General features: G+C 40.2%; 10 protein-coding genes, 2 pseudogenes and 1 CRISPR repeat array. Of the genes and pseudogenes, 4 read left to right on the top strand and 8 right to left on the bottom strand.

Annotated features, from left to right (window positions below):
- Positions 1-141 precede the first annotated feature (141 nt).
- The 4 genes and pseudogenes from ACE1B6_RS11865 to ACE1B6_RS11855 all read right to left on the bottom strand — a co-directional run bounded on the left by ACE1B6_RS11865 (position 142) and on the right by ACE1B6_RS11855 (position 7,853).
- Positions 142-2,805, bottom strand: coding sequence for a lectin-like protein (locus ACE1B6_RS11865; RefSeq protein WP_413257439.1), 2,664 nt, complete (start codon positions 2,803-2,805; stop codon positions 142-144).
- A 76-nt stretch (positions 2,806-2,881) separates the two neighbouring features.
- Positions 2,882-3,562, bottom strand: a pseudogene (locus ACE1B6_RS30070) (TIGR03032 family protein); the annotation flags it as partial.
- Between the two features lie 390 nt (positions 3,563-3,952).
- Positions 3,953-4,267 (bottom strand): annotated as a pseudogene (locus tag ACE1B6_RS30065) (DUF4915 domain-containing protein); the annotation flags it as partial.
- A gap of 1,282 nt (positions 4,268-5,549) precedes the next feature.
- A CRISPR array of direct repeats spans positions 5,550-7,155; the repeat unit is 37 nt; unit sequence GTTTCAGTCCCCTTGCGGGGATTTGGTTAGTTGAAAG.
- Between the two features lie 356 nt (positions 7,156-7,511).
- The gene (locus ACE1B6_RS11855) at positions 7,512-7,853 is read right to left on the bottom strand and encodes a hypothetical protein (protein WP_413257437.1); all 342 of its coding nucleotides are present in this window, start codon (positions 7,851-7,853) and stop codon (positions 7,512-7,514) included.
- 195 nt (positions 7,854-8,048) lie between these two features.
- On the opposite strand from ACE1B6_RS11855, the gene ACE1B6_RS11850 reads away from it, so the two are divergent.
- On the top strand, positions 8,049-8,216 hold the full coding sequence (locus ACE1B6_RS11850) for a hypothetical protein (RefSeq protein ID WP_413257436.1): 168 nt from the start codon (positions 8,049-8,051) through the stop codon (positions 8,214-8,216).
- 168 nt (positions 8,217-8,384) lie between these two features.
- Here ACE1B6_RS11850 and ACE1B6_RS11845 read toward each other — a convergent pair whose 3' ends face one another.
- The 3 genes from ACE1B6_RS11845 to ACE1B6_RS11835 are packed head-to-tail and all read right to left on the bottom strand — an operon-like array spanning position 8,385 to position 12,615.
- On the bottom strand, positions 8,385-9,566 hold the full coding sequence (locus ACE1B6_RS11845) for a glycosyltransferase (RefSeq protein ID WP_413257435.1): 1,182 nt from the start codon (positions 9,564-9,566) through the stop codon (positions 8,385-8,387).
- Positions 9,567-9,615: 49 nt separating this feature from the next.
- Positions 9,616-11,106, bottom strand: a complete 1,491-nt coding sequence (locus ACE1B6_RS11840) for an HlyD family efflux transporter periplasmic adaptor subunit (protein ID WP_413257434.1) — start codon at positions 11,104-11,106, stop codon at positions 9,616-9,618.
- A 48-nt stretch (positions 11,107-11,154) separates the two neighbouring features.
- Positions 11,155-12,615 carry a M50 family metallopeptidase gene (locus tag ACE1B6_RS11835; RefSeq protein WP_413257433.1) on the bottom strand — a complete coding sequence of 487 codons (1,461 nt, stop codon included), beginning with the start codon at positions 12,613-12,615 and terminating at the stop codon, positions 11,155-11,157.
- Between the two features lie 497 nt (positions 12,616-13,112).
- On the opposite strand from ACE1B6_RS11835, the gene ACE1B6_RS11830 reads away from it, so the two are divergent.
- From ACE1B6_RS11830 to ACE1B6_RS11820, 3 genes are all read left to right on the top strand, one after another.
- The gene (locus tag ACE1B6_RS11830; RefSeq protein WP_413257432.1) at positions 13,113-20,303 is read left to right on the top strand and encodes a DUF4114 domain-containing protein; all 7,191 of its coding nucleotides are present in this window, start codon (positions 13,113-13,115) and stop codon (positions 20,301-20,303) included.
- A 117-nt stretch (positions 20,304-20,420) separates the two neighbouring features.
- The gene (locus tag ACE1B6_RS11825; protein WP_413257431.1) at positions 20,421-21,173 is read left to right on the top strand and encodes a peptidylprolyl isomerase; all 753 of its coding nucleotides are present in this window, start codon (positions 20,421-20,423) and stop codon (positions 21,171-21,173) included.
- 178 nt (positions 21,174-21,351) lie between these two features.
- Complete coding sequence (locus ACE1B6_RS11820; RefSeq protein WP_413257430.1) at positions 21,352-21,624, top strand: hypothetical protein; 273 nt, start codon at positions 21,352-21,354, stop codon at positions 21,622-21,624.
- 224 nt (positions 21,625-21,848) lie between these two features.
- Here the strand turns inward: ACE1B6_RS11820 and ACE1B6_RS11815 are convergent.
- On the bottom strand, positions 21,849-21,957 hold a 109-nt coding region (locus tag ACE1B6_RS11815), incomplete at its 5' end, for a transposase (RefSeq protein ID WP_459562952.1).

Genomic DNA, 21,957 nt, shown 5'->3' with positions numbered 1-21,957 from the left:
CGTATTTAAATCACTTATTAGGCAGTAGGGTGCGTCAGACGGTAAAGCCTGATATAGAAAGGAAAATATCTCCTTCTGACGCACCCTACAATATGACTTTTAAAGGCGTAACAGGTTAATGTGCGATCGAATAAACATCGCTTAAAAAACCAAGTTATTGGAATTGTTCAATTCTGCAATTGCCGGATTTTCAGCTAACATCAAAGGACGGAAAGGATCGTTTACCATCAGTCCTTCTGAAGCGATTTCTAGATTTGTTGTAATGCTACCTGATATAAAATTTTCTAGAGCATTAATTTCTTGGTTGTTCAATATTTCTGGAAATTCAGTCAATCCCTGTTCGTCTAGATTCCCGGTAAAATTGGCGATCGGATCGTTCTCATTCATCAAACTCGTAGAAATTAACCGATCTGCATTGCTACCTGTAAGGATATCTTGTTCTTCCAAGTTATTATTGCCATTAATTTGTGTCATTGCCTCCCCATTCACGGAGGTAAATGGCACTAAATTATTGAGATTAATTTCCACAATTCCCCGTCGTTGTGAGGTTAATGGTAGGTCATTCCAGCGACCGTTGTTTAACAGTTCTGTATAGTCTTCTCCTAATGTTCCGTCATCATTAGGTTCTCCCGGAAACCAATTGGTAAAGGTAACTGCTTCTCCACTCACCCACTGAAATTCTCCTTCAGTTTCGGTATCGTTAAAACCAATCCAGGGGCGCTGGTTGCCAAACAAAATGGTTAAAATGTCATTTTCTAACGCATTGTTAATAGTGGCTAAATTACTCCTGTAAGATTGCGCGATCGTCTGTGCTTGCTCCCAAGAAGTTGAGTCAGGAGTGAGAAAATAAAGACGATCTTCCAAACTAACTGGATTGACAACATCATTGTTGATACCGTTGGTAATGCCTGTCAATCCAGAGCTTCTACCAATAACATTGAATCCGCCACTAGTTGCCGTACCGCTAATATCTTGATGGTTGATTGTGGAATTAAAATTTAGGAAATTGTTAGCAACGATCGTCCGTTCTAAATTCAATTGACCGCCAAAACGGTTAGCAATGCCACCACCTACACTAGCGCGATTACTCGTGACCACGCTACGATTCAGATTCACCAAACCATTACCGCTCAGAGAAAGTGCGCCACCATCATGCAGAGTAACGTTTCCCAAAAGGGTGCTATCAGTTACAGTGAGGGCAAATTCGCCGGGAATGGGATTGGCATCAATACCTGCACCGTTACCTGTAGAAAAGTTGTTATTAATGTTACTGTTGGTGATATTAATAATGGTATTTCCCAATTGTTGAATACCACCGCCAACTCCACGACAATTATTCGAGTTAATATTACTGCCAACGATGTCGAGAGTACCGCTAATACTGGAAATTCCTCCTCCATTAGCGGCAGTATTATGGCTGATGTTGCTATTAGTTAGGGTGAGATTTTCTTGATTAAGAATGCCGCCGCCATTTTCGGTAGTATTGCCATCTCTAATTGTTAATCCGTCGATCGTGACATCAATTTGATTGCTGCTGTCGCCATCATCGATGTTGAAAACACGGGAGGCGTTGTTGCCGCTAATTGTGAGGTCGTTAGCACCCAAACCTTGAATTGTGAGAGTGCGATCGATCTTCAGTTCGCCAAGAGTTAAGTTAATCGTGCCACCAGAGAGAGTGGGAGAAAAGGCGATCGCTTGATTATTTTCAGCGATCGCAATAGCTTCCCGTAATGACAGATCTCCAGCACTAAAATCTCCATCATTTTCATCAACCAGGGTATCCACCACAGGAACAAAACTCTCCCGTCCGAAAACCACATAACTCTGGTTTGTAGCAGTACCAATAATCAGGTCATCAAAGCCATCATTATTGATATCCCCTGCACCACTCACGGAGTTTCCTGAAAGGTTAAATGGTGGAACGTTGAGAGCAAAGCCGTTAATGCCATTAAGTTGGGAGAGTTCCAGGCTAGGGTTAAATCCTCCCTGTTGTCCAAACACTACGTAGCCCTGACCGAAACGATTGTCACTCAAATTGGCATCGGATGAAATGATAATCAGGTCATCAATACCATCACCGTTAATGTCTCCTGCACCACTCACAGAGCGTCCCGAAAGATCGTCTGCACTAATTCCATTAATAGCAAAGCCGTTACTGCCATTGAGTTGGGAGATGTCAAAGTTAGGGCTAAAACCTCCCTGTTGTCCAAATACCACATAACTCTGACCTGAACTGTCGCCGTTGGGGTCAGCCCCACTAGCCCCAATAATCAAGTCGTCAATGCCGTCGCCGTTGATGTCTCCTGCACTACTGACGGAGATTCCGAACAGATCGCCCGGATTAATTCCATTGAGGATAAAGCCGTTGTTGCCGTTAAGTTGAGAGAGTTCAAAAGTGGGGCTAAATCCTTCCTGTTGTCCGAAAACCACATAACTCCGACCTGAATCTGCGCCAATAATCAAGTCGTCAATGCCGTCGCCGTTGATGTCTCCCGCACCGCTGACTGAGTATCCCGAACGATCGCCTTCACTAATTCCATTAATAGCAAAGCCGTTGTTGCCATTGAGTTCCGAGAGGTTGAAACTAGAATTGAATCCTTCTTGTTGTCCGAATATTACATAGCTTTGACCGGAAAATAAACCGTTGGGATTGGCAAAGTATGAGCCAACAATTATGTCATCAATCCCATCACCGTTGATGTCTCCGGCATCACTGACTGAGAATGATGAAAAAAAACCAATCCTATTGATAGCAAAGCCGTTGTTGCCATCGAGTTCTGAAAGGTTAAAAGATAGGGGTGTCATGATTTTTTCTTTAAGTCAATAAGAGTTATGAGTTGCAATTTTCTGGATTGAAAAAACGATCGCCAAAATTCACTATCTAAAATCGGATCGTGCGGCGAATTTCATCTGTGCGGAAACCTAGCGCCATCGGACGGCGCACCCCTGGCAATACCGCTACGTCGTACAACTCTTCCACCACGCCTTCGATTCGCAGCCAGTGAACGCTATCTCCCGTTCGTAGATCGATCGCCATTAATCCACAACGCGCTTCGGCGTTCTTTTGTGCTAATTTTTCCTCTAGAGGCAACCCGGAAAAAGTCTTGTTTCCTCTAGCTTGAGACAGCCCGACAATGGCAAAATCTCCACTGAATGCCAATCCGCGCAAATAGCCGGGACAGAAGGTAACTGGCTCGAATTTGCCTGTTTGTGCGTCTAAATAGCCAAATTCCCCGGTTCCTGAGTTGAGTAACCAGAGTTTGTCTCGATACCAACGGGGAGAATGGGGCATTGATAATCCGCTGGCTATCACTTCATTGTTGAGAATATCGATCGCACATCCCCCATCTGTGCGCTTCTCCCGCCAACCATCAGCAATATCCGATCGACTTACTGCCGTTACATACCTGGGTTGTCCATCCCGCATCGCTAAACCATTGAGATGACAGCGATCTTCGGCAGCTAATTTAGAAATAAATGGCGGTTGCCATAAGGGAACAAAACTATGGGTTTCGCTGACAGTAGCAAGGCAACTGAATAGAGTGTTGACAAAAATGGGTTGATTTCTGTTAGATTCAGATCCCCCTAAATCCCCCTTAATAAGGGGGACTTTTCTGTTAGATTCAGATCCCCCTAAATCCCCCTTAATAAGGGGGACTTTTTTGTGAGATTCAGATCCCCCTGAATCCCCCTTAATAAGGGGGACTTTTTTGTGAGATTCAGATCCCCCTAAATCTCCCTTAATAAGGGGGACTTTTTTGTGAGATTCAGATCCCCCTAAATCTCCCTTAATAAGGGGGACTTTTTTGTGAGATTCAGATCCCCCTAAATCCCCCTTAATAAGGGGGACTTTTTTGTGAGATTCAGATCCCCCTAAATCCCCCTTAATAAGGGGGACTAGATCTGAATTCTCCCCCCTTAGTAAGGGGGGTTGGGGGGGATCTCCGATCGCTACATCATGAATATCTAAATCCCCGGTAATATATCCAACTTGCGGCACGTACAAAGCATCGTAATCGTTGTGAATTTGTCCTGGTTCTAAAATATTTTCTAATCGCCATAATTGATAGAGAGAACTTAAATAAAGGGTTGAGTTTGTCGCATATAAACCCATACAGCGAGGAAAAGTGCGCTCAAAAACTGATAGTTCTCCATTCGGATTTAAACCTAAGAAAAATAGTTTTCCAGCTTGATAAGTGGTGAATGTCAGGCTAATGTTTTGTTCGGCTAGCCAAGCGGTAAATTGGCGGGAAGTATCGATCGCCATTTGGGAAACAGGAGTTGTGGTAGCAATCATTGTTAAGAACCTGGTAAATTGAACTTTAGAAAAAAGGAAGCTTTTTCGCTATTTTTCAGAAAAACTTATGTTTTTAATCACAAAACTCTATGATTAAAGCAGCCATTACAAGTTGATTTTCTAATTTCTGACTACCAGCCTGTTCGATTTTTTTAATAAAAACCAACTTATATATTGTCTTTTGCTGCAAAAATCTGAAAAATACCTAACATCTCAATAGCAAAGCTAAGGATGATTTTGTGTTAATAAAGATTTAGAAGAATGGTTACATCACAATAGATGAATTTGCCAGATTGACTTCTCCTTATATAATTGTTGGTTTCATACTTTTATTTATAAGATTTAAAATTTGTGCGGTCGATACAGAAAAGTTAAGTATTTTGCCGTAAATAAACCATTGCGAAGAACTCCGAGCAAAACTTGATCGATCTTGAGCGGTTAAGTAAATAAATTCTTATTTTCCTTAACTTTTCTGTATCGACAACTCGAATAAAAGTATTTAAGAACTTATGGATGCCTTAACCTAGAGAAGAGGAAAGAGGGTGCAGCAATATGGCTAGGACACTGGTAAAGAATCCACTGCATATCCTCTCTAGTATTCAGGTGCTTTAAACTTCAAGAAATCTGCAAGGTTAAAATCAACCTTTTTATTAATTTAACAGAACTTCGTCCCTACAAACCATAAAAAATGGTAACAATTAGTTATGAATAATTAATCCGAAATCATACAAGTTGCTGCGGTTTTTTGCACTAAGATAAGCCGGGATCGCACTTCCGAAAAAAAATCAGCGATTGGGCAGATTTTTGCCCTAAAATAAGCCGGAATCGCAGCAAATTTACGATTGTTTAACTTCTAGCAACCGTTGAGAATTGACAACAATTTAAATAGTATTTTTGTCCCCTTAAGGGAAAGTTGTAAATTAACATCAATACACGGAATCATATTTTGTCCAAACAAAAAGCAAGAACTTCTCTTGAGCCAAAAGTTAGTTTTTTTATTCTTGCTGGTTTCAGTGCGATCGGCTAAATACTTTTTGTTTTGTGTCCCCTGGCGAGGAAGTAATGAACCGAAGTTGAAACAGCCTCGTTGTATTTTGCTATATCTGTTTCCGTCCCCTTGCGGGGAAGTAATGAGTCAAAGCACACCCCAGTGCCAGTCGATATATACAGAACAAGAGTTTCCGTCCCCTTGCGGGGAAGTAATGAGTCAAAGGATTCCCTTGGTAGCTTCTCTTGTAGTGCTAATCTTATCGTTTCCGTCCCCTTGCGGGGATTTGGTTAGTTGAAAGCGGCAACATAAGGCTGTCCCTATCGGTGTTTATCGAGAAGGTTTCAGTCCCCTTGCGGGGATTTGGTTAGTTGAAAGTTACCGACACTACTACTACCAAAGCAGAATAAATTGAAGTTTCAGTCCCCTTGCGGGGATTTGGTTAGTTGAAAGACTACAAGGAAGCAGTATTAAGCGGAAAGGAAGGTGAATTTTGTTTCAGTCCCCTTGCGGGGATTTGGTTAGTTGAAAGACCCTAGAGCTTATAGAGCGCGTGTTCAGCGACGACTCCAGTTTCAGTCCCCTTGCGGGGATTTGGTTAGTTGAAAGAGTCTTGAAACTGCTCAACTGTCAACTGTTTACAGGTAATTATGTTTCAGTCCCCTTGCGGGGATTTGGTTAGTTGAAAGCACTGGGAATACTATTAAAAGATAATTAATTCTCTTGTTTCAGTCCCCTTGCGGGGATTTGGTTAGTTGAAAGATTTCACCGAAGAGAAGCAGGAAAGCCCCTCTTCCAAGCGTTTCAGTCCCCTTGCGGGGATTTGGTTAGTTGAAAGATCCGAGATTTAAGAGCGATCGCCAATTCATTTTGTTTCAGTCCCCTTGCGGGGATTTGGTTAGTTGAAAGCTTACAATCTTCCTATCGATAGATGTGGTTAAAGTTTCAGTCCCCTTGCGGGGATTTGGTTAGTTGAAAGGATAGGTTAAATTCAATTCTTGATGAGTTAGGAATTAGTGTTTCAGTCCCCTTGCGGGGATTTGGTTAGTTGAAAGCTGAAATGCTGGAATCTTTAGAAGTGCCAGAAGTTGATGCGTTTCAGTCCCCTTGCGGGGATTTGGTTAGTTGAAAGGATTTGCTGCTCAATGGGCAAATCCAGGCTGATGATGTTTCAGTCCCCTTGCGGGGATTTGGTTAGTTGAAAGAAGCCGAACCTAAAAGTACTTTAGAGCAAATTGTTGAGATGTTTCAGTCCCCTTGCGGGGATTTGGTTAGTTGAAAGTGTTGTTAGCTGCGATAGAAATTCCGTGACTTCATTAGTTTCAGTCCCCTTGCGGGGATTTGGTTAGTTGAAAGAAGTCTGAAAGATAGCACTTGTAATAGTTCTGGGAGTTTCAGTCCCCTTGCGGGGATTTGGTTAGTTGAAAGTAGCTTGATAATCTCTGGTGTCAATTTACACTGTGGTTTCAGTCCCCTTGCGGGGATTTGGTTAGTTGAAAGTAGAAATGTACGCCATTTTTGTTCTCCTTAATTATGTTTCAGTCCCCTTGCGGGGATTTGGTTAGTTGAAAGCCAGCACCAACGATTTCATCAATCTTGGTGCTGTGTTTCAGTCCCCTTGCGGGGATTTGGTTAGTTGAAAGTCAATTGAAACACTAAAAAATTTCTTCCAATCATCGGGGGAAGTTTCAGTCCCCTTGCGGGGATTTGGTTAGTTGAAAGTTCGTTGAGCCAAAAGGCTCAGAAAAAAGCTGATACCTGTTTCAGTCCCCTTGCGGGGATTTGGTTAGTTGAAAGTCCGAGTTCCGTTATTATTACATAAGATGCCGCAAGGTTTCAGTCCCCTTGCGGGGATTTGGTTAGTTGAAAGATTGTCGCCCAGAACCCAGACCAATAGAGAGTTGTGAAACCACTTTTCGTGGATCGCAAATTTCACCTCATTTCAGCCGAGCTTATTGCTAGTCTTTTTCAATAACTCTTAAGGTACTGAAACTGAAACTATTGAATTATCAAGGTTCTGGCGTTTTTCGTGAATCCCCCCAGGTTTTTGCTCCCGCTTCGATCCACGAAAACAATAATAAATCAGTAGCATTCTCTTGTCAATGCTTTGTGTTTATGATATGTAACGAAATCACTAGTACCAAAAACTAGTTTTTCTTTACCTTTGAGTTTTGCCGATCGGAAAACGGGGTGATTGAATCTGCGATCGCTTTCCTGCTCTGGAAATTAGCTTCTGCTGTTAAATTCTGATGTTATCGTATCAGACTCAAACAGTTCCCATAAACCAACGGTGCCGACGAAAAAAGTATAAATGCCATATCGAATCGGCTGGTGTTTTTTAGTAGGTGCATAAATAGCTGCAACAACTGCCTCAATTAAATGAATTGAGATCGCGAAATGTCCGAACCAAAGAACTGGCATCAAGCTGTTGGGGAACTGATTGGTTGTTAATCTGGCTTCAAGATTCCATAATTCTAATGCGATCGCAGCGACCATCACAACTGGAGATATTACTTTGAGCAAACTGACAAGTTTTTTCTTGCCTTCGTTTAAAGTTAGGGGATTCATTTCAATATTTCCGGTAGTAATTCTTCATATCATTGACGATCTGGACTGTAAATTATGCAAAATTGGGTTGTCAGGAATTACTATCGAGCAGATTGTATCTAATTTTAACAATGTAGATGCACTCTGGAGAATCCCTTAAACACAGGGATTTTTTATGAGATGATGTGTGATTAGTCACACTACTTCCTATATCCCGTGAGTCAATATCCAGTAGTTCACATTCCTGGTGAAATTCATCAAACCCAGGAAGCTATGCCACCCGTTCCTTCATCATTTATTGATCCCAAAGTACCCGTACCGGAAAAAGAACCACAGCCACTAAATCAGGGGCTAATATTGACAGGAGCATATCGCGAGCTTTAAGCTCAGGATTGAATAATCTGTTACGCATTTAAATCACTTATTAACGAGTAGGGTGCGTCAGACGGTAAAGCCTATATAGAAAGGAAAATATCTAACTCTGACGCACCCTACAATATGACTTTTAAATGCGTAACAGCTTAACAAAATTATATCCTGATTTTAGAAAAATTAGCCTAAAGAATGAGCTTGTAAGAACCTATCAAGCAAGTTAAATTCACTATTCATAGCCTCATATTTCAATAACTCCCGTAAACAAGAACAAAACCCTTCAAAAGCAAACAATTGGATAACTTGAGAACGTAAAAGAGTTCTTTGAAAAAGCAAAGGATTCGGGTAAGATTTCCATAGTAATTGTAGTAAATTAGAAGCGATCGCACCCACATCATCAGGCTCAACTAAACACCCCAACTTACCACCCAAAAGCGGATCGACAGCACCATCCAAATTACCAGCTAACGCAGGCTTACCACAAGCCAAAGCCTCCAAATAAACAATCCCAAAACCCTCACCCTTACTTGGCAAAGCAAACACATCGCACAGATTATAATAATCGCAAAGTTCCTCATCAGGAACAAACCCAGTCAAAGTCACACAATCAGACAAACCCAACTCAGAAATCAACTCCTTAATTCGTGGAGTATCATCCCCCTTACCCACCAAAACATAATGCACATCAGGAATTAACTTTTTCACCAAAACCAAAGCCTGTAAAATTCGATCGTACCCCTTATAACGCGCCGACTTACCCAACCTTGTCACCGTCAAAATAATCGGTTGTTCAGCTTTCAACCCATAACGTTCTAACAAATAATCTGGCTTAGGAGCAATTTGAAAACGTGACGGTTCAAAAGTATTAGGTAACACCACAACCTGAGACTCATCCAACTGCTGTTCGGCTAACAAACGCGATCGCGTATAATAACTCACAGCCACCACTTTATCAGCATAACGCAAAGCCAAACATTGACCTTTATGACTCAAATTCCACCCCTCCAATCCATGCACCACCACCCAATAGCGCACCCCAAACAACCGCTTCAACCAATAACAAATCGGACTATAATTCACATGAGTTGAAATCATTAAACTCGGACGTTTCCTAATACTCAACCACAGCACAGAAAACGCCAACCAAAAACTTTGTAAAATGCGAGGTAAACTGCCAAAACAATGAAATTGAGTTTGGGGGAGAAACTGGGAATTGGGTGATGATTGGCGATCGTACTTCAAAAACACATCATACTCAGCCGAAGGCGACAAAATCTGTAAACCTCTTAACAAAAACTCCGAATAAACCTGAATCCCACCCTTAAACCCGAACATATTGGGAAACAAAAGAAAATAACGCATTTACTTTTCCTACTTTTCTAGTAAAAATTGACTTTTCGTAACAACGAAATCAAACATACTTCCGCACTTGAAATAATTTCATCAACTCCCGTTGCACCCGTTGATACAAAGGAATTGACTTCACCTCAATTTGGGCATAAACTTTAGCATTAGGTTGAAACAATTGTTGTTGATTATCTACAATTGCTCTCACTCGTAACAACTGCTTTTGTCCTGAAACATCAGACTGTAAAACAGGCTCAATCTTTTCAATCTTAGTAACTAAACCTGGCAAACCAGGCTCCAAAGGTTGTAAAATTACCTTAGCCTCCTGAGTTTCCGTAATCTCTTTTACCAAATCCGAATCAGCTTGAGAAACCTCAATCAAAGCCACCAACTTAGACAAATTAGCAACTTCCAAAACCTCCTGATTCTCCGCCAACTTTTTCCCCACCTTCTCATGTAAATTTTGACTAACTATCACCCCAGAAATCGGCGCAGTTAACACCTGATTATTTTGTTGTCTTTCGCGTAATTGTTGTAACTCTTTTCTTAAAGTTTCAATCATTGGCTGACGTTCTTTCACCTCATCTTTAACCGCCACAAACTCCTGTTTAGCAGTCTGGCTAATCGCAGTTTTACTAATTAACTCATCTTGACGAATATCTAACTTTTGTTGTAGCGACTTTTGCCAAGACTTAATTTCTTCATGCTTCGCAGAAACTTGATGCTTAACTTCAGTAATCAGTTGATGATTTCGGCTAATATCCGCTTGGAACGTCGCTTTTCTTCCTTCTAATTCCTTAATTTTATCTTGCAATTCCAACCGTCGCATCAAAACTTTTAATTCCGGCTTCTCATAGTTTTGAATTAAAGCTTCCACCCCTTGTAAATTCTTCTCCAACCCCACTATTTCCGACTGAATACCTGGTATTTTACTATTAAGAGCCGCAATTTCCGCCTGTAGCTTTTGAATTTCCGGTGGCGGATTTCCCAAACTTAAATTTTGAATCTCTTCACGAGTTTCGCTAACTAATCTTGACGCAGAAGATTCTAAATTCATCGCTTCCGCTAACTTCGCTTCCATAACAGGAATTTTGGCATTAGCAGCAGCTAAAGCTGATTCTTGTTCCTGTAATCTTGCTTGTTTTTGAATAATTTCCGCATCTAAATCCAACATTATTATCGATGCAACAGGTTGTCCGACTTTCACCCTATCCCCCGGATTAACCCAAAACTTATCAACACTCCCTGGAAACTGCATATAAATAAATCTATGACTATCAGGAAGCGGTTCTAATTTCGCTTCTGTACGTACAGAATTAGGAATTGGTATTTGAGAAACCCAAGTTCCTGCTACTATTAAACCACCGATAATTAATAAGCGTCCATAATTAAAGTTCCTCGCTTTTTGATTAGGACTAGTTTTTTCCAAATTAGTAGTAGCGGGAGTATTTGTAGTTTCCTCTTTTTGAGATATAGGAGGTTTGATTTCTGTTGTCGGAGGAACTACTTTCAGTTTAATTTGTTGCGGTTGGTTGTGGGAATTGGTGGGAGACATAGTTAATTTCTCTTAAGTAGTTTGGGATTAAGTGTTTTAGGTAAAATTCTATTTTTTAGAAGTTGGGTATAAGAAGTAAATTCCCCAAATGAGTAATAACATTAAAGCGGTTATCGGGATATTTGTGAGACTCCAATCTGTAACTCGCCAAAATAGAAAACCAAAGACACACCAAATGTAAATTAAACTGAATGGTGCGTAAATGGCTAATATCGAACAAACTTGTTTTGATTCTTGGATTGGTTTTCCAGTAAACAGATTGGCGTAAAATTTAAATGCACGACTTCTCAAGTTATTAATTCCAGTTATGGCGACAGCGAGGTAATAACCATCAAATTTGGCGAGAGGATTGAGATTGAGTGCAACTGTAAATAATGCGGCGGCTAATAGTAAAATGCTGCTAGTAGAAAGCCAGGTTCCTGATGTGGAAAAGCTGTATATCCAAAAAGCTATAGCAGCGATAATAAATTGTACTAAAATTCCAGCACCAACTACTAAAATGCGTTTAAATCTAGATAAACAATATGAGTCGCTGGTATTGGTGTAAACTGCGGGAATCAGAAACATAAATAGTAATCCCACTTCCGGTACTATTCCACCGAAATGTTTCAAAGTGAAAGCGTGTCCAAGTTCATGAAGTGTAACGACTAATGCCATTAATAGGATAAAAGGAATTAACAAGCTGCTTCCATAAGCTGCAACTATTTTTTGTCCGTTGTGCAGAATTTCTGCTTGTTGATTAATTCCATTAATGGCGGAGATGGTGAGAAAGGTTATCAAAATAAATGTGCTGGTTTTTGTCCATATAAAACGCAGCTTATCGATATGTTGAGTGAGAAAAGAGTCAGGGTTAAATAAGCGAATCTTGAAGAACAGAAGTTGCAGGGGGTTAAATTTTCCTCGTTGCGGTTTCATCGGGGATGTTCCTTGTAACATTCCAGTGGCGGCGAGGAGTTGTAATAAATACTTAATTTCAGGTGTGCTGATGCAATATTCTTCAGCTATTAGATGAGTTGGTAAATATTGAAGTTGTTCGATGATAGTTTTGTCGCGGGTGCTAACCTGCAAAAATGTTACGTCTTCCGGGTTTCTCAGTATCCAATAACCATCTGAATGTGCTATCCATTGCACGCAGGGTTTTAGTTGATATTGGGGATTTTGGGAATAAGTAATATCTCGTTTTAACTTTTCCTCTTGTTCGCCTGTATCTACTGCAATAATGTTAAGAGCAATCAGTTTTTGGACTAAATCTCTTACTAAATTGGGAGAGATATTTTCAGGAAAATCTTGGTTAAGTTGATTCTGTATTTCATTGATAGTAAATCGACCAATAAAATATCGGAGTGCGTAACCTTCAATTTCCGAAAAACGCAGCCGATAATTACCTTCATTAGTTTGGAGTATAACTTGATCTGAATCTTTAATTCGTGCAAGTTTCCAGTAAGAACTAATATCTGGACAAATAGAGTTTTGATAATCCATCTGAATTTGTTTTGATTCTGGATTCATTATTTTTTATCAATTAATAATCTATAGCTGTCCAAAGATTTTCATTTCGGATTCAACTTATGCCTTGTTCTACTAAACAAGTTAAATTTATCCTAAGTATACAGTAATGAGTCTGTAACTATATATAGCAATTATATTTACTACTTAAGCAAAAACTTCTAAATATTTTCTAAAGTTTTTCCAGTTTTTACTTTAAGAAAGTCAGAGTAAAAAGTAAAAAAAAACTGCTAAATATGCCGTTTGGATTATTTTATAATAAGTATATTACGGCTTAAATTACTTCCATATAAATACGTAAAGTTTGTGTAAAGATTTGATTATGTTTCCCTAAACTCGATTACAGTAGTGTTAAATGAAAATACTTAGAAATTTCTCTATTAGTCATATAGCCTGAATAGGCTATTGTGTTTCCTTGGGTATAGAGTCACTACTTTTTCTGCTGACGTTTCAGCAGTACTTTGCATTGGTTATGTAGTTACTACTGAGGTGGCAAAAAAATGGAAATAATCAAGGCTTTATTTGGTAAAAACTCTGAAAATCAGTCAAACACTAAAAGTATTCAAGTAAAAAAGGGTGAAGCTAATTTTCAATTGGAAACCTTTATCTTGGAACCTATTCTTACACCTTCAGGAATATTAGACGGAGGAGATGATATTCCCGATGTAGTAACACTTGAAATTGAGCCAGACACAGTTGTAGCTACAGTAGATATTCCAGAAAGTTTAGATGTAGACTCAGATGAAATCGCTACAAATGACAGCATGATGCTTGACGATATTGTAGATATTTCAGGAGAAACTGACTTAACGGATATAGATATTGAACCTATTGATTTTATTGAAGTTGACGATGAAATAATAGATGATGTTTCTGCTTCTGTTGAGCAAGTGGAGATAGATATTAGTGACAGTCATACTATAGAGACGGTAGAAGTAACTGAAGATATAGAGACTAGTTTGCTGAGTGAGGACAATGATGCTGAAGAAGGTTTTGTGGTTACTGACAATGAAACTAGTTTAAATGCTGATTCAGAGGATATAGCGATCGATCTAGACAAAACCGACGACACATCAATAATTACAACTGACGATTTAGATGCTGATATTGATGATAGCGCGATCGGAGAAACCGAACTAACACCTATTGAATCATCAACTCCTAGCATTCCAGAAACATTTACCTTTGATTCCGGCGTATTTACAGTTGGAAATTCAGGAAAAGTTGATATTGACTTTCTCTTTGATGGTGGTAAATGGGAAGGAGAAGTAGCCATTTTTAGTCTGGAAGGAATGGAAAATATAGATCCATCATCTCCAGATTTTATTCAAGAAGCAGCTGGTAGAGCATTAAGTAATTCGGAATTAGGTCATGTAGTGATTTTTGACCGAACAGAAGGTGCTCGATTTACAGGAACTTTAGGTGTAGAACCGCAAGATTGGAACAGTGGAATTTACCAAGGTGTCAAGAGTTTTGAGCTAAATCCGGGAGATGATTTTGCTGTGATGCTTGTTCCTAATGGAACGGTGCAAAAAGTCTTTAACAATCCTGAAATTGGCGGTAATGAACGTCCCTTATTTTCATTAGCAACTGCCAATCCTAATGATGCTTTTCATTTAGGACAAATTGCTGATGTAACAGGGGATGGTAGTACCTTTGTTATGGAGGATATGCGCCTTGATGATGGTTCAGATAGAGACTACAATGACTTTATTTTCCAAGTACGAGGAGCTACTGGTACTGCGGCTAAGTTAGATGAAATCATGAATCCTGAATCGGAATGGCGTGATTCAGATTTAGGTCAAGCATTGATTGAATATGCCAAACCTTATGTAATGCCGGAAAATCCTGCTATTGGCGAAGAAGTTTCCGATGAGTTAATTGATTTGGTATTTGGTAGTCAAGATGAAATAACCACTGATGTTGATAATACAGAGGTAGTTGTTGAATCAGAAGTTAGTAGCACGACAGAAACAGAAAATGTAACGAATGAGCAAGGAGTAGTAGTTACAGATTTAGAGGAAACTGAACAGATTGAAGTTACTCCAGAAACAGTTAATTCAACTGAGAATGAATCGGTAATAACTTCTGAAAATGAAGCGACAACAAATGAACAAGCAGCAGTAGTTATAGATGTAGAGGAAACTGAACAGGTTGAAGTTACTCCAGAAACAGTTAATGTAAGTGAGAATGAATCGACAACGGTAACAGTAGGGGAAAGTGTAGCGAGTGAAGGTGAAACAACAGATACTAATCCTGAATCTATCACAGAGTCAACCCCTAACTCTTTAGTAGAAAATTGGCTAGAGCAGATTAACGAAGAGTTAGCTACTGTTAAAAACCAAGGAAGTGAAAATTTAAATAGTCTTTACAGCAATATTTCCCAAACTGGAAACGAGGCATACAATCAAATGTATGACCTTTGGAGCGATCTATCCAACACTCAACAACAGTTAACTACTACCACAAGTTATGCTCAAAGCGTAATTTCCAGCAATGGTGATTACATGAATGCCTGGGTAGATTACCTGGGAAATCAACTCTCCAATCAAGGTAGCTATATGTACGATCGAATGTACGAAGCTGCCAATCAAATTAATAGTAACATCAGCTATATGGATGCTTGGGTGAACTACCTGGGCAACCAAGTTTCAAACGCGCAAAGTGATATGTCCTACTGGACAAACAATCTATGGAATCAACTGGTTAACAAACAAGACCAAATGTACGCCTGGACAAACTACCTGAACAATCAAATTGACAGTCAAGGCGACTATATGTATGAATGGCTAGACTGGGTTTGGGAGAAATTCAATAATAACAATGTTGGGAATGATGGCTGGAGTCGTTATCAGCAAATGGGTGATTACGCCGAAGCTGCATTAAACGATGCTTGGAATGAATATAACAGCATAATCAGCTACAGAAACCAAATACTTAATAATGCTTGGAATGAGTATAGCGCCCTTTATAACTACACGCAAACAGAAATAGGAAATGCGTGGAGCAACTACGATGCGGTAAATAATTTCACCAATGCCATAGAAAATTGGGCTGTGAGTCAATACCAAGCCTTAGATCAGTATGGTTCGGATGTAATGAGTGATGCTTTGGGCGAGTATGAAAACTTGGGGAATTATAAAGATGCAATAATTAACGATGCTTGGAGCCAGTATAACAACCTTGTACAGTCCGAGAATGCAATGATGGGTGATGCCTGGAGCAATTTTGTGGCTTTGGATGAGCAGCGGCATCAAATAATAAATGCTGCCTCGAATCAGTACAGTAACCTTTCAAATTCTTGGAATGATTGGACAGATGATACTCAAGCTCAAATTGATGTTTGGGCAAAGATTGCTATTTCTGAGACTTCTAATGATTCACCTAAATCGATACCGTTAGTAGGCATTATCGATACAGGTTTTAGTGCAGATAATTCTGATATTGATTACTCTCGAATTACTTTGGGTAAAGATTGGGTAGATGGGGATGACAACCCGTTATTGCAATCGGGAGAAGGCAATGAACATGGTACTCAAATGTTAGAAATTGTTGCTGCTACCCGGAACAATGATATTGGGATTGACGGAATTAACGATCGATCGCCATTATGGTTAGGACGTGCTGTTGGTTCTAATGATTGGGCACAATCTTTAATTGAGTATGTCGATATTGTCAAAGAATCGAATCATCCTAATGCAATTGTTAATCTCAGCTTTGATTTAACTGAAACTAATGCTGATGGTAGCGTTACCACTCGTTCTGAATTAACATCTTTGGAACGAGCCGCTTTAACTTATGCTCAACAAAATCATGTTTTGATTGTGGCTGCAACGGGAAATCAAGGCAGTACCATGTCGGCTCTCGGTGAAGCTGTGCAAGAATTTGACAATATCTTCGTGGTGGGAGCAGCTGAAGATTGGCAGCGGGCTGATTATTCCAGTTATGGCGAAGTTGATTACGACTACTACGGCAAGGGTGTGGACATTTTGGCCCAAGGTGATGCTAGCAATGGCGCATCTGGGACTTCAGTGGCGGCGGCTAAAGTTACGGGTGCAGTTTCCTTAGTTTGGGCAGCTAATCCGAACCTGAACTATACACAGGTGATGGACATTTTGCAGCGCACGGCGACGGATGTGAATACACCTGGTTGGGATGCCGAAACAGGTTTAGGGTTGCTGAATATCGCTGCGGCTGTACATTTGGCAAAAGCAACTGAGCCAGAAGCTTATTCATCTCCGGCTTTGGCGTTAGTTGAGGATCTGCTCAAAGATTCTCAAATTCCAGAGGTTTACTGGCCCGAATTTTATCAACTGTACTACTACTACGACCTAGAAGCTAAACTCTATGGGCCAAGTTGGAGTGGTGTGGATGCGATCGCAAGTGAGCGAGCCACAGGTTGGTTTGATGATGCTGTAGATTGGGTTGGGGATCAATTCAGCAATGCGGCTGATTATGTTAGTGACCATTGGAATTGGGATGCAGCCCTAGCAGGAGCACTGGCTGGCGCAACGGCTGGTGGACTAGCTGGTGGACTAGCTGGTGGACTCGGTGGTGCGGTATTGGGCGCTGTGTTGGGCGGCTTGACTGGCGGTAGTGCAACATCGTTTGTGAAAGAAGTGGTGACTGAAAGCCTAACGGCTGTAGCGCAAACTGCAACTGAACTCGGCAATACCATCGACGCAGCGGCAGACGCAGTTGGAGATGTTGCCAGTGCGGTTGGCAACGCTATCAATACAGGAGTAGAGGCAGTTGTCAATACCGCTAATGCGATTGGCAATACCATCGACGAAGCAGTGGATACAGTTGTCGATACCGCAATTGAGATTGGTGAGGAGATCGCAGAGGTAGGCAACGAACTAGAGCAAGCTGCCAATTATGTGGGCGATCGGATCGATGAAGCGGCAAATGCGATCGGCGATGCTGCCACTTTTGTCGGCGATACCTTACAAGAAACAGGAAATGTGATTGCTGATGCTGCCAATTATGTGGGCGATCGCTTTAATGAAGCGGCAAATGCGATCGGCGATGCTGCGAGTTTTGTGGGCGATCGGATTTCCCAAGGCATAGAAAACTTGAAAGAACTTGGTCAAGATCTCAACAGTTTTCTCATCGAAAATAATCCCATCAAAAAGTTGGCTGACGATCTAGCAAGTAAACTAAAAAGTACTCTAGACGGCATAGATGTTGGTGCTATTCTCGATGCCTTGAAAAAAATTCCAGTTGTTGGCACCATTGTCAATGGTATCGAAGGATTAATTGCTCTTGCTCAAGGTGATTGGAAACAAGTTGTTAAGAATGGAATCAACGCCGTTCTAGACATAATCCCTGGTGGCTCTGCTGTTCCAGAAAAACTCGTTAATATTCTCGTCAATGTAGGCTGGACAATTGTAGACAAAGACTACAAACAAGGTCTGAAAGATATCCTCAAAGAACTTGATGTAGAAAACAAGATCGCTAACACTTTTGTCGATGTTGCTTGGGCAATGAAAGATGGCGATTGGAAAGATGTTTTAAGTGCAGGTTTATCTGGTGTGGGATTTGACTATGCCGACGAGTTTGTTGATGTTGCTTGGGCGATTAAAGATGGTGACTACAAGGAAGCTTTGAGTACAGGTTTATCTGCTACTGGATTTGACTATGCCAATGAGTTTGTCGATATTGCTTTGGCAGTCAAAGATGGTAATTACGAACAAGCTTTGAAAGCAGGTTTATCTACTGCTGGATTTGCCAAAGCTAACGACTTTGTTGATCTAGCTTGGGCGCTCAAAGATGGTGATTACGAACAAGCATTAAAGGCAGGTTTATCTACTGCTGGATTTAGCAAAGCTAACGACTTTGTTGATTTGGCTTGGGCGCTTAAAGATGGTGATTACGAACAAGCTTTGAGTGTTGGTTTAGAAACATCTGGTTTGGGCAATGGGGGAGCATTTGTTAGTAATGTTTTTGATGCGATTACAGCTGATTATTCATTACTTGGACAGGAGATAGATCCGGCAAATATTCCGGCTATACACCAGTTATACGAATATTTGGCTCGTGGTATTGCCTACGAAGATCCAGAAGTAGCTGCCACTCCCGAAAAAGAAGCTTTCAAGGATGATGGTCTTTTGGGCAATAAACTCGCTGTTGGTGAAGTGTTGAATTCTGGTTACAAAGTTGATAAAGTAATCTCCGATCCCACCACTGGTTTTTATGCTGTTGGACTAGTTTCAACTGATAACAGTAAACCACCTGTTCTTGCTGTTCGCGGTACAGGAGGTAGCCCCACAGAACGCACAGTTCCAGCACTGTTAATAGATGTTTTGGAAGATGCTAATCCTGTCAGCATTGGCTACAATCAATACCAGGCGAATAAAGCAGAAATTGAAGCTTGGTTAACTGCTCAAAATCAGCAAGGTTTGTATCCAGATATTGTGGCTCATAGTTTGGGCGGTGCATTAGCACAAACAATTACTGCTGAATTTACAGATAAAGTTGGTGAAACTGTTACCTTTAATTCACCGGGAATTGATGATGCGATCGCACTAAAATTCACCCAAAATGGAGGCAACCCAGAAAATGTAACTCACTACATTGTATCTGGTGATATCGTGCAAATGGCTGGAGAAAGTTTCCTACCCGGTCAAGTAGTTATTTGCTCTTACTCTAATCCTTTAATCTGGAAAAAACACATGCTATCTGTGTTGAATGGTGCTGAGATTAAAGCCGAACAAAAAGCATCGGGAGTGAAATTCTCTTCTATTTCTGCTACCGATTTGAGCAATCCAGCTTTTGTTTACAAAGACTTAGATTACTCTCTGTTCTTAGCCGCCGCAGGTTTAATATCACCTTATGTTTCAACTTCACTAAGTACTCGTGGAACAGCAGAGGCGAATCGAAAAGCGATCGGCACTTTACTAAATTCCAGCTTCCAAACAATTGAAAGTTGGGTTGATACAGCTTGGTCAATTAAAGAAGGTGACTATCTCGAAGCACTTTCTCATAGCTTTGACCTTACCAACTTCAAAGATGCTGAAAATTGGATAGATATGGTGCAATCTATTCAAAGCGATAAGTATCTCGAAGCACTCGCTACTGGCTTTAATGTTGCCAACTTCTCAGAAGGTAAAAATTGGGTAGATATGGCTTGGAGTTTGCAGCAAGGCGACTACTTAAAGGCACTTTCTCAAGGCTTTGAAGTTGCCAAATTCCAAGATGGTCAAAATTGGATCGACATGGTGCAGTCTGTCCAGCGTGGTGATTATCTGAAAGCACTTTCTACTGGCTTTGAAGTTGCTGACTTCTCAGATGGTCAAAATTGGATCGATATGGTGAAATCTGTCCAACAGGGTAATATTAATGGATATCTGGAAGCACTCTCTACTGGCTTTAAAGTTGCTGACTTCCAAGATGGTCAAGATTGGATCAATATGGTATTAAATTTGCAGCAAGGTAAGTACTTTGACGCACTTTCTACCGGATTCAAAGTGGTTGATTTCCCAGAAGGCGAACAATTGGTAAAAGCAGCTAAAGAGTTGCGAGAAGGTGACTACCTTGATGCCTTTTTTGCGGGAATGCAAATCGTTCCCGGTGTGGGTGATTTAGTGAATGCTTTCCAAGCTGTAGGCGATATGAACTTTAAGGGAGTTGCTAACTCTCTGGCTAAAGCGGCTACAAATACAAATTTGTTAGACTTACTTGCTAATTAGCATTCTTTCTTGTATTTAGCAGCAGTTCTGTTTAGAATAAGAACTGCTGCTATAGCCCCGAATAATTTCACCTTTCTGGTTGATTATTGAAAATACATTCTCTACCAAACTCTAACAATGGAAACTAGTAATTTTTTGTCGATCAACGGTAAAAATATTTCTTTAGAACAATCCCTTGGCTATCTTAGCAGGGCGGCAAAACTATCAACTGTGATTAAAGAAATTGCCCAGCAGTATATTTTAGAAGAACAAATAAAAGCATTGGGAATTGAGGAACCGAAAGAAGACCTAGTTGAACAATTTATATTAGAATTCCGAATGCAGCAACAATTGATCAGTGCTGAAAGTTTTCAACAATGGTTAGTGACAAATGGCGTTAGTTATGCCGATTTCAAAGAGCAAGTCATTTTTCGCATTAAGCAAGAACAGCTGAAAGAAAAGGTAGTAGCTGCACAAGTGGAGGAATACTTTGCTCAGAATAAGGAAAATTTGGATCGATTAGTGCTTTCTCGGATTGTCGTAGATCATCCAGAAGTTGCTCAAGATTTGAAGGAACAAGTTGAGCAACATGGCGCTGATTTTACTGAATTAGCTAAAAAACATTCGATGGTAGATGATGCTATTGTTGGTGGTGTAATGGGTGCAATGATTCGGGCTCAGATGCCAGAATTTATCCGCGAAGCTACAAAAAATGTTCAGCCAGGTCAAATTATTGGACCCTTAAAAATTGACGGGCGTTATTGTTTACTAAAAGTGGAACAACTGTTACCTGCTTCCTTAGAAGGTGCGCTGAAGCGAGATTTGGAAACTCATTTATTTGAAGAATGGCTAAAACAAAATCTGCAAAAGTTAGATATTAAACTTAACTAGGGTTTGCTGAAAAAGTAACAGAAAAGGAAAAGAATGATCAACTAGCTATGGATGAGTTACTTACTCATCTACATCTATAATTTATCTTCATATTTTTCAGGCATGGTTTTGCCGCTCCGGTTTTCAGGCATAAGTTTGCCGGAGCGGTAAAAACAGACTTTAAATAACATTAACTGGTGTGGTCGCTTCACTTCTGGGCAGAGCTAGAGCCGCCAACGCTGAACAGATTGTCTTGAAAATTCCCCCAGGTGGTGAACAGAAAACCGAAAAAGAAATGCGAATCATTGAGTTTTTATCTCAAGAACTGCAAATCGCTGTTGATTCCCTTAAGTCTGCTTACCCAAACAATGAAGCTGGATTAAAAGCCGTCACTGATTTTTTGAATAGTATTAATGCGGCTGCTCCTTGGTTAAAAGATTTTGGTTCTTCTAGAGTAATTATGGTAACTTAATAATAAATAAAGAGCAACTAAAGGAAAGAATTTTAAAGTTGAATTGAGTGAAATGCTTTGCTGGAAATTGACTTAGGCTGTATTTTATGGTATAAAAAATTCTCAAAACTGAAGCAAAAAAAATGAGTATTTAATAAAATGCCATCTAACTCTCTACTTCATTTTATTACTAAAATCATTAACTTTCCAGGGTGGCTCTCCTCTAAAGTCTGTGATAAATATTTCTAATCAGAAAAACTACCTAAAAGGCGGGCACGAAAACTTTCAAAATTTGTAAAACCATAACCCTGACGCATAATTAGTTTAGCTTTATTGTTGATTCCTTCCATTACA

The organism is Floridaenema fluviatile BLCC-F154, assembly GCF_041929135.1.
GTDB lineage: Bacteria > Cyanobacteriota > Cyanobacteriia > Cyanobacteriales > Aerosakkonemataceae > Floridanema > Floridanema fluviatile.
This window is presented reverse-complemented; position numbering and strand designations above follow the sequence as displayed.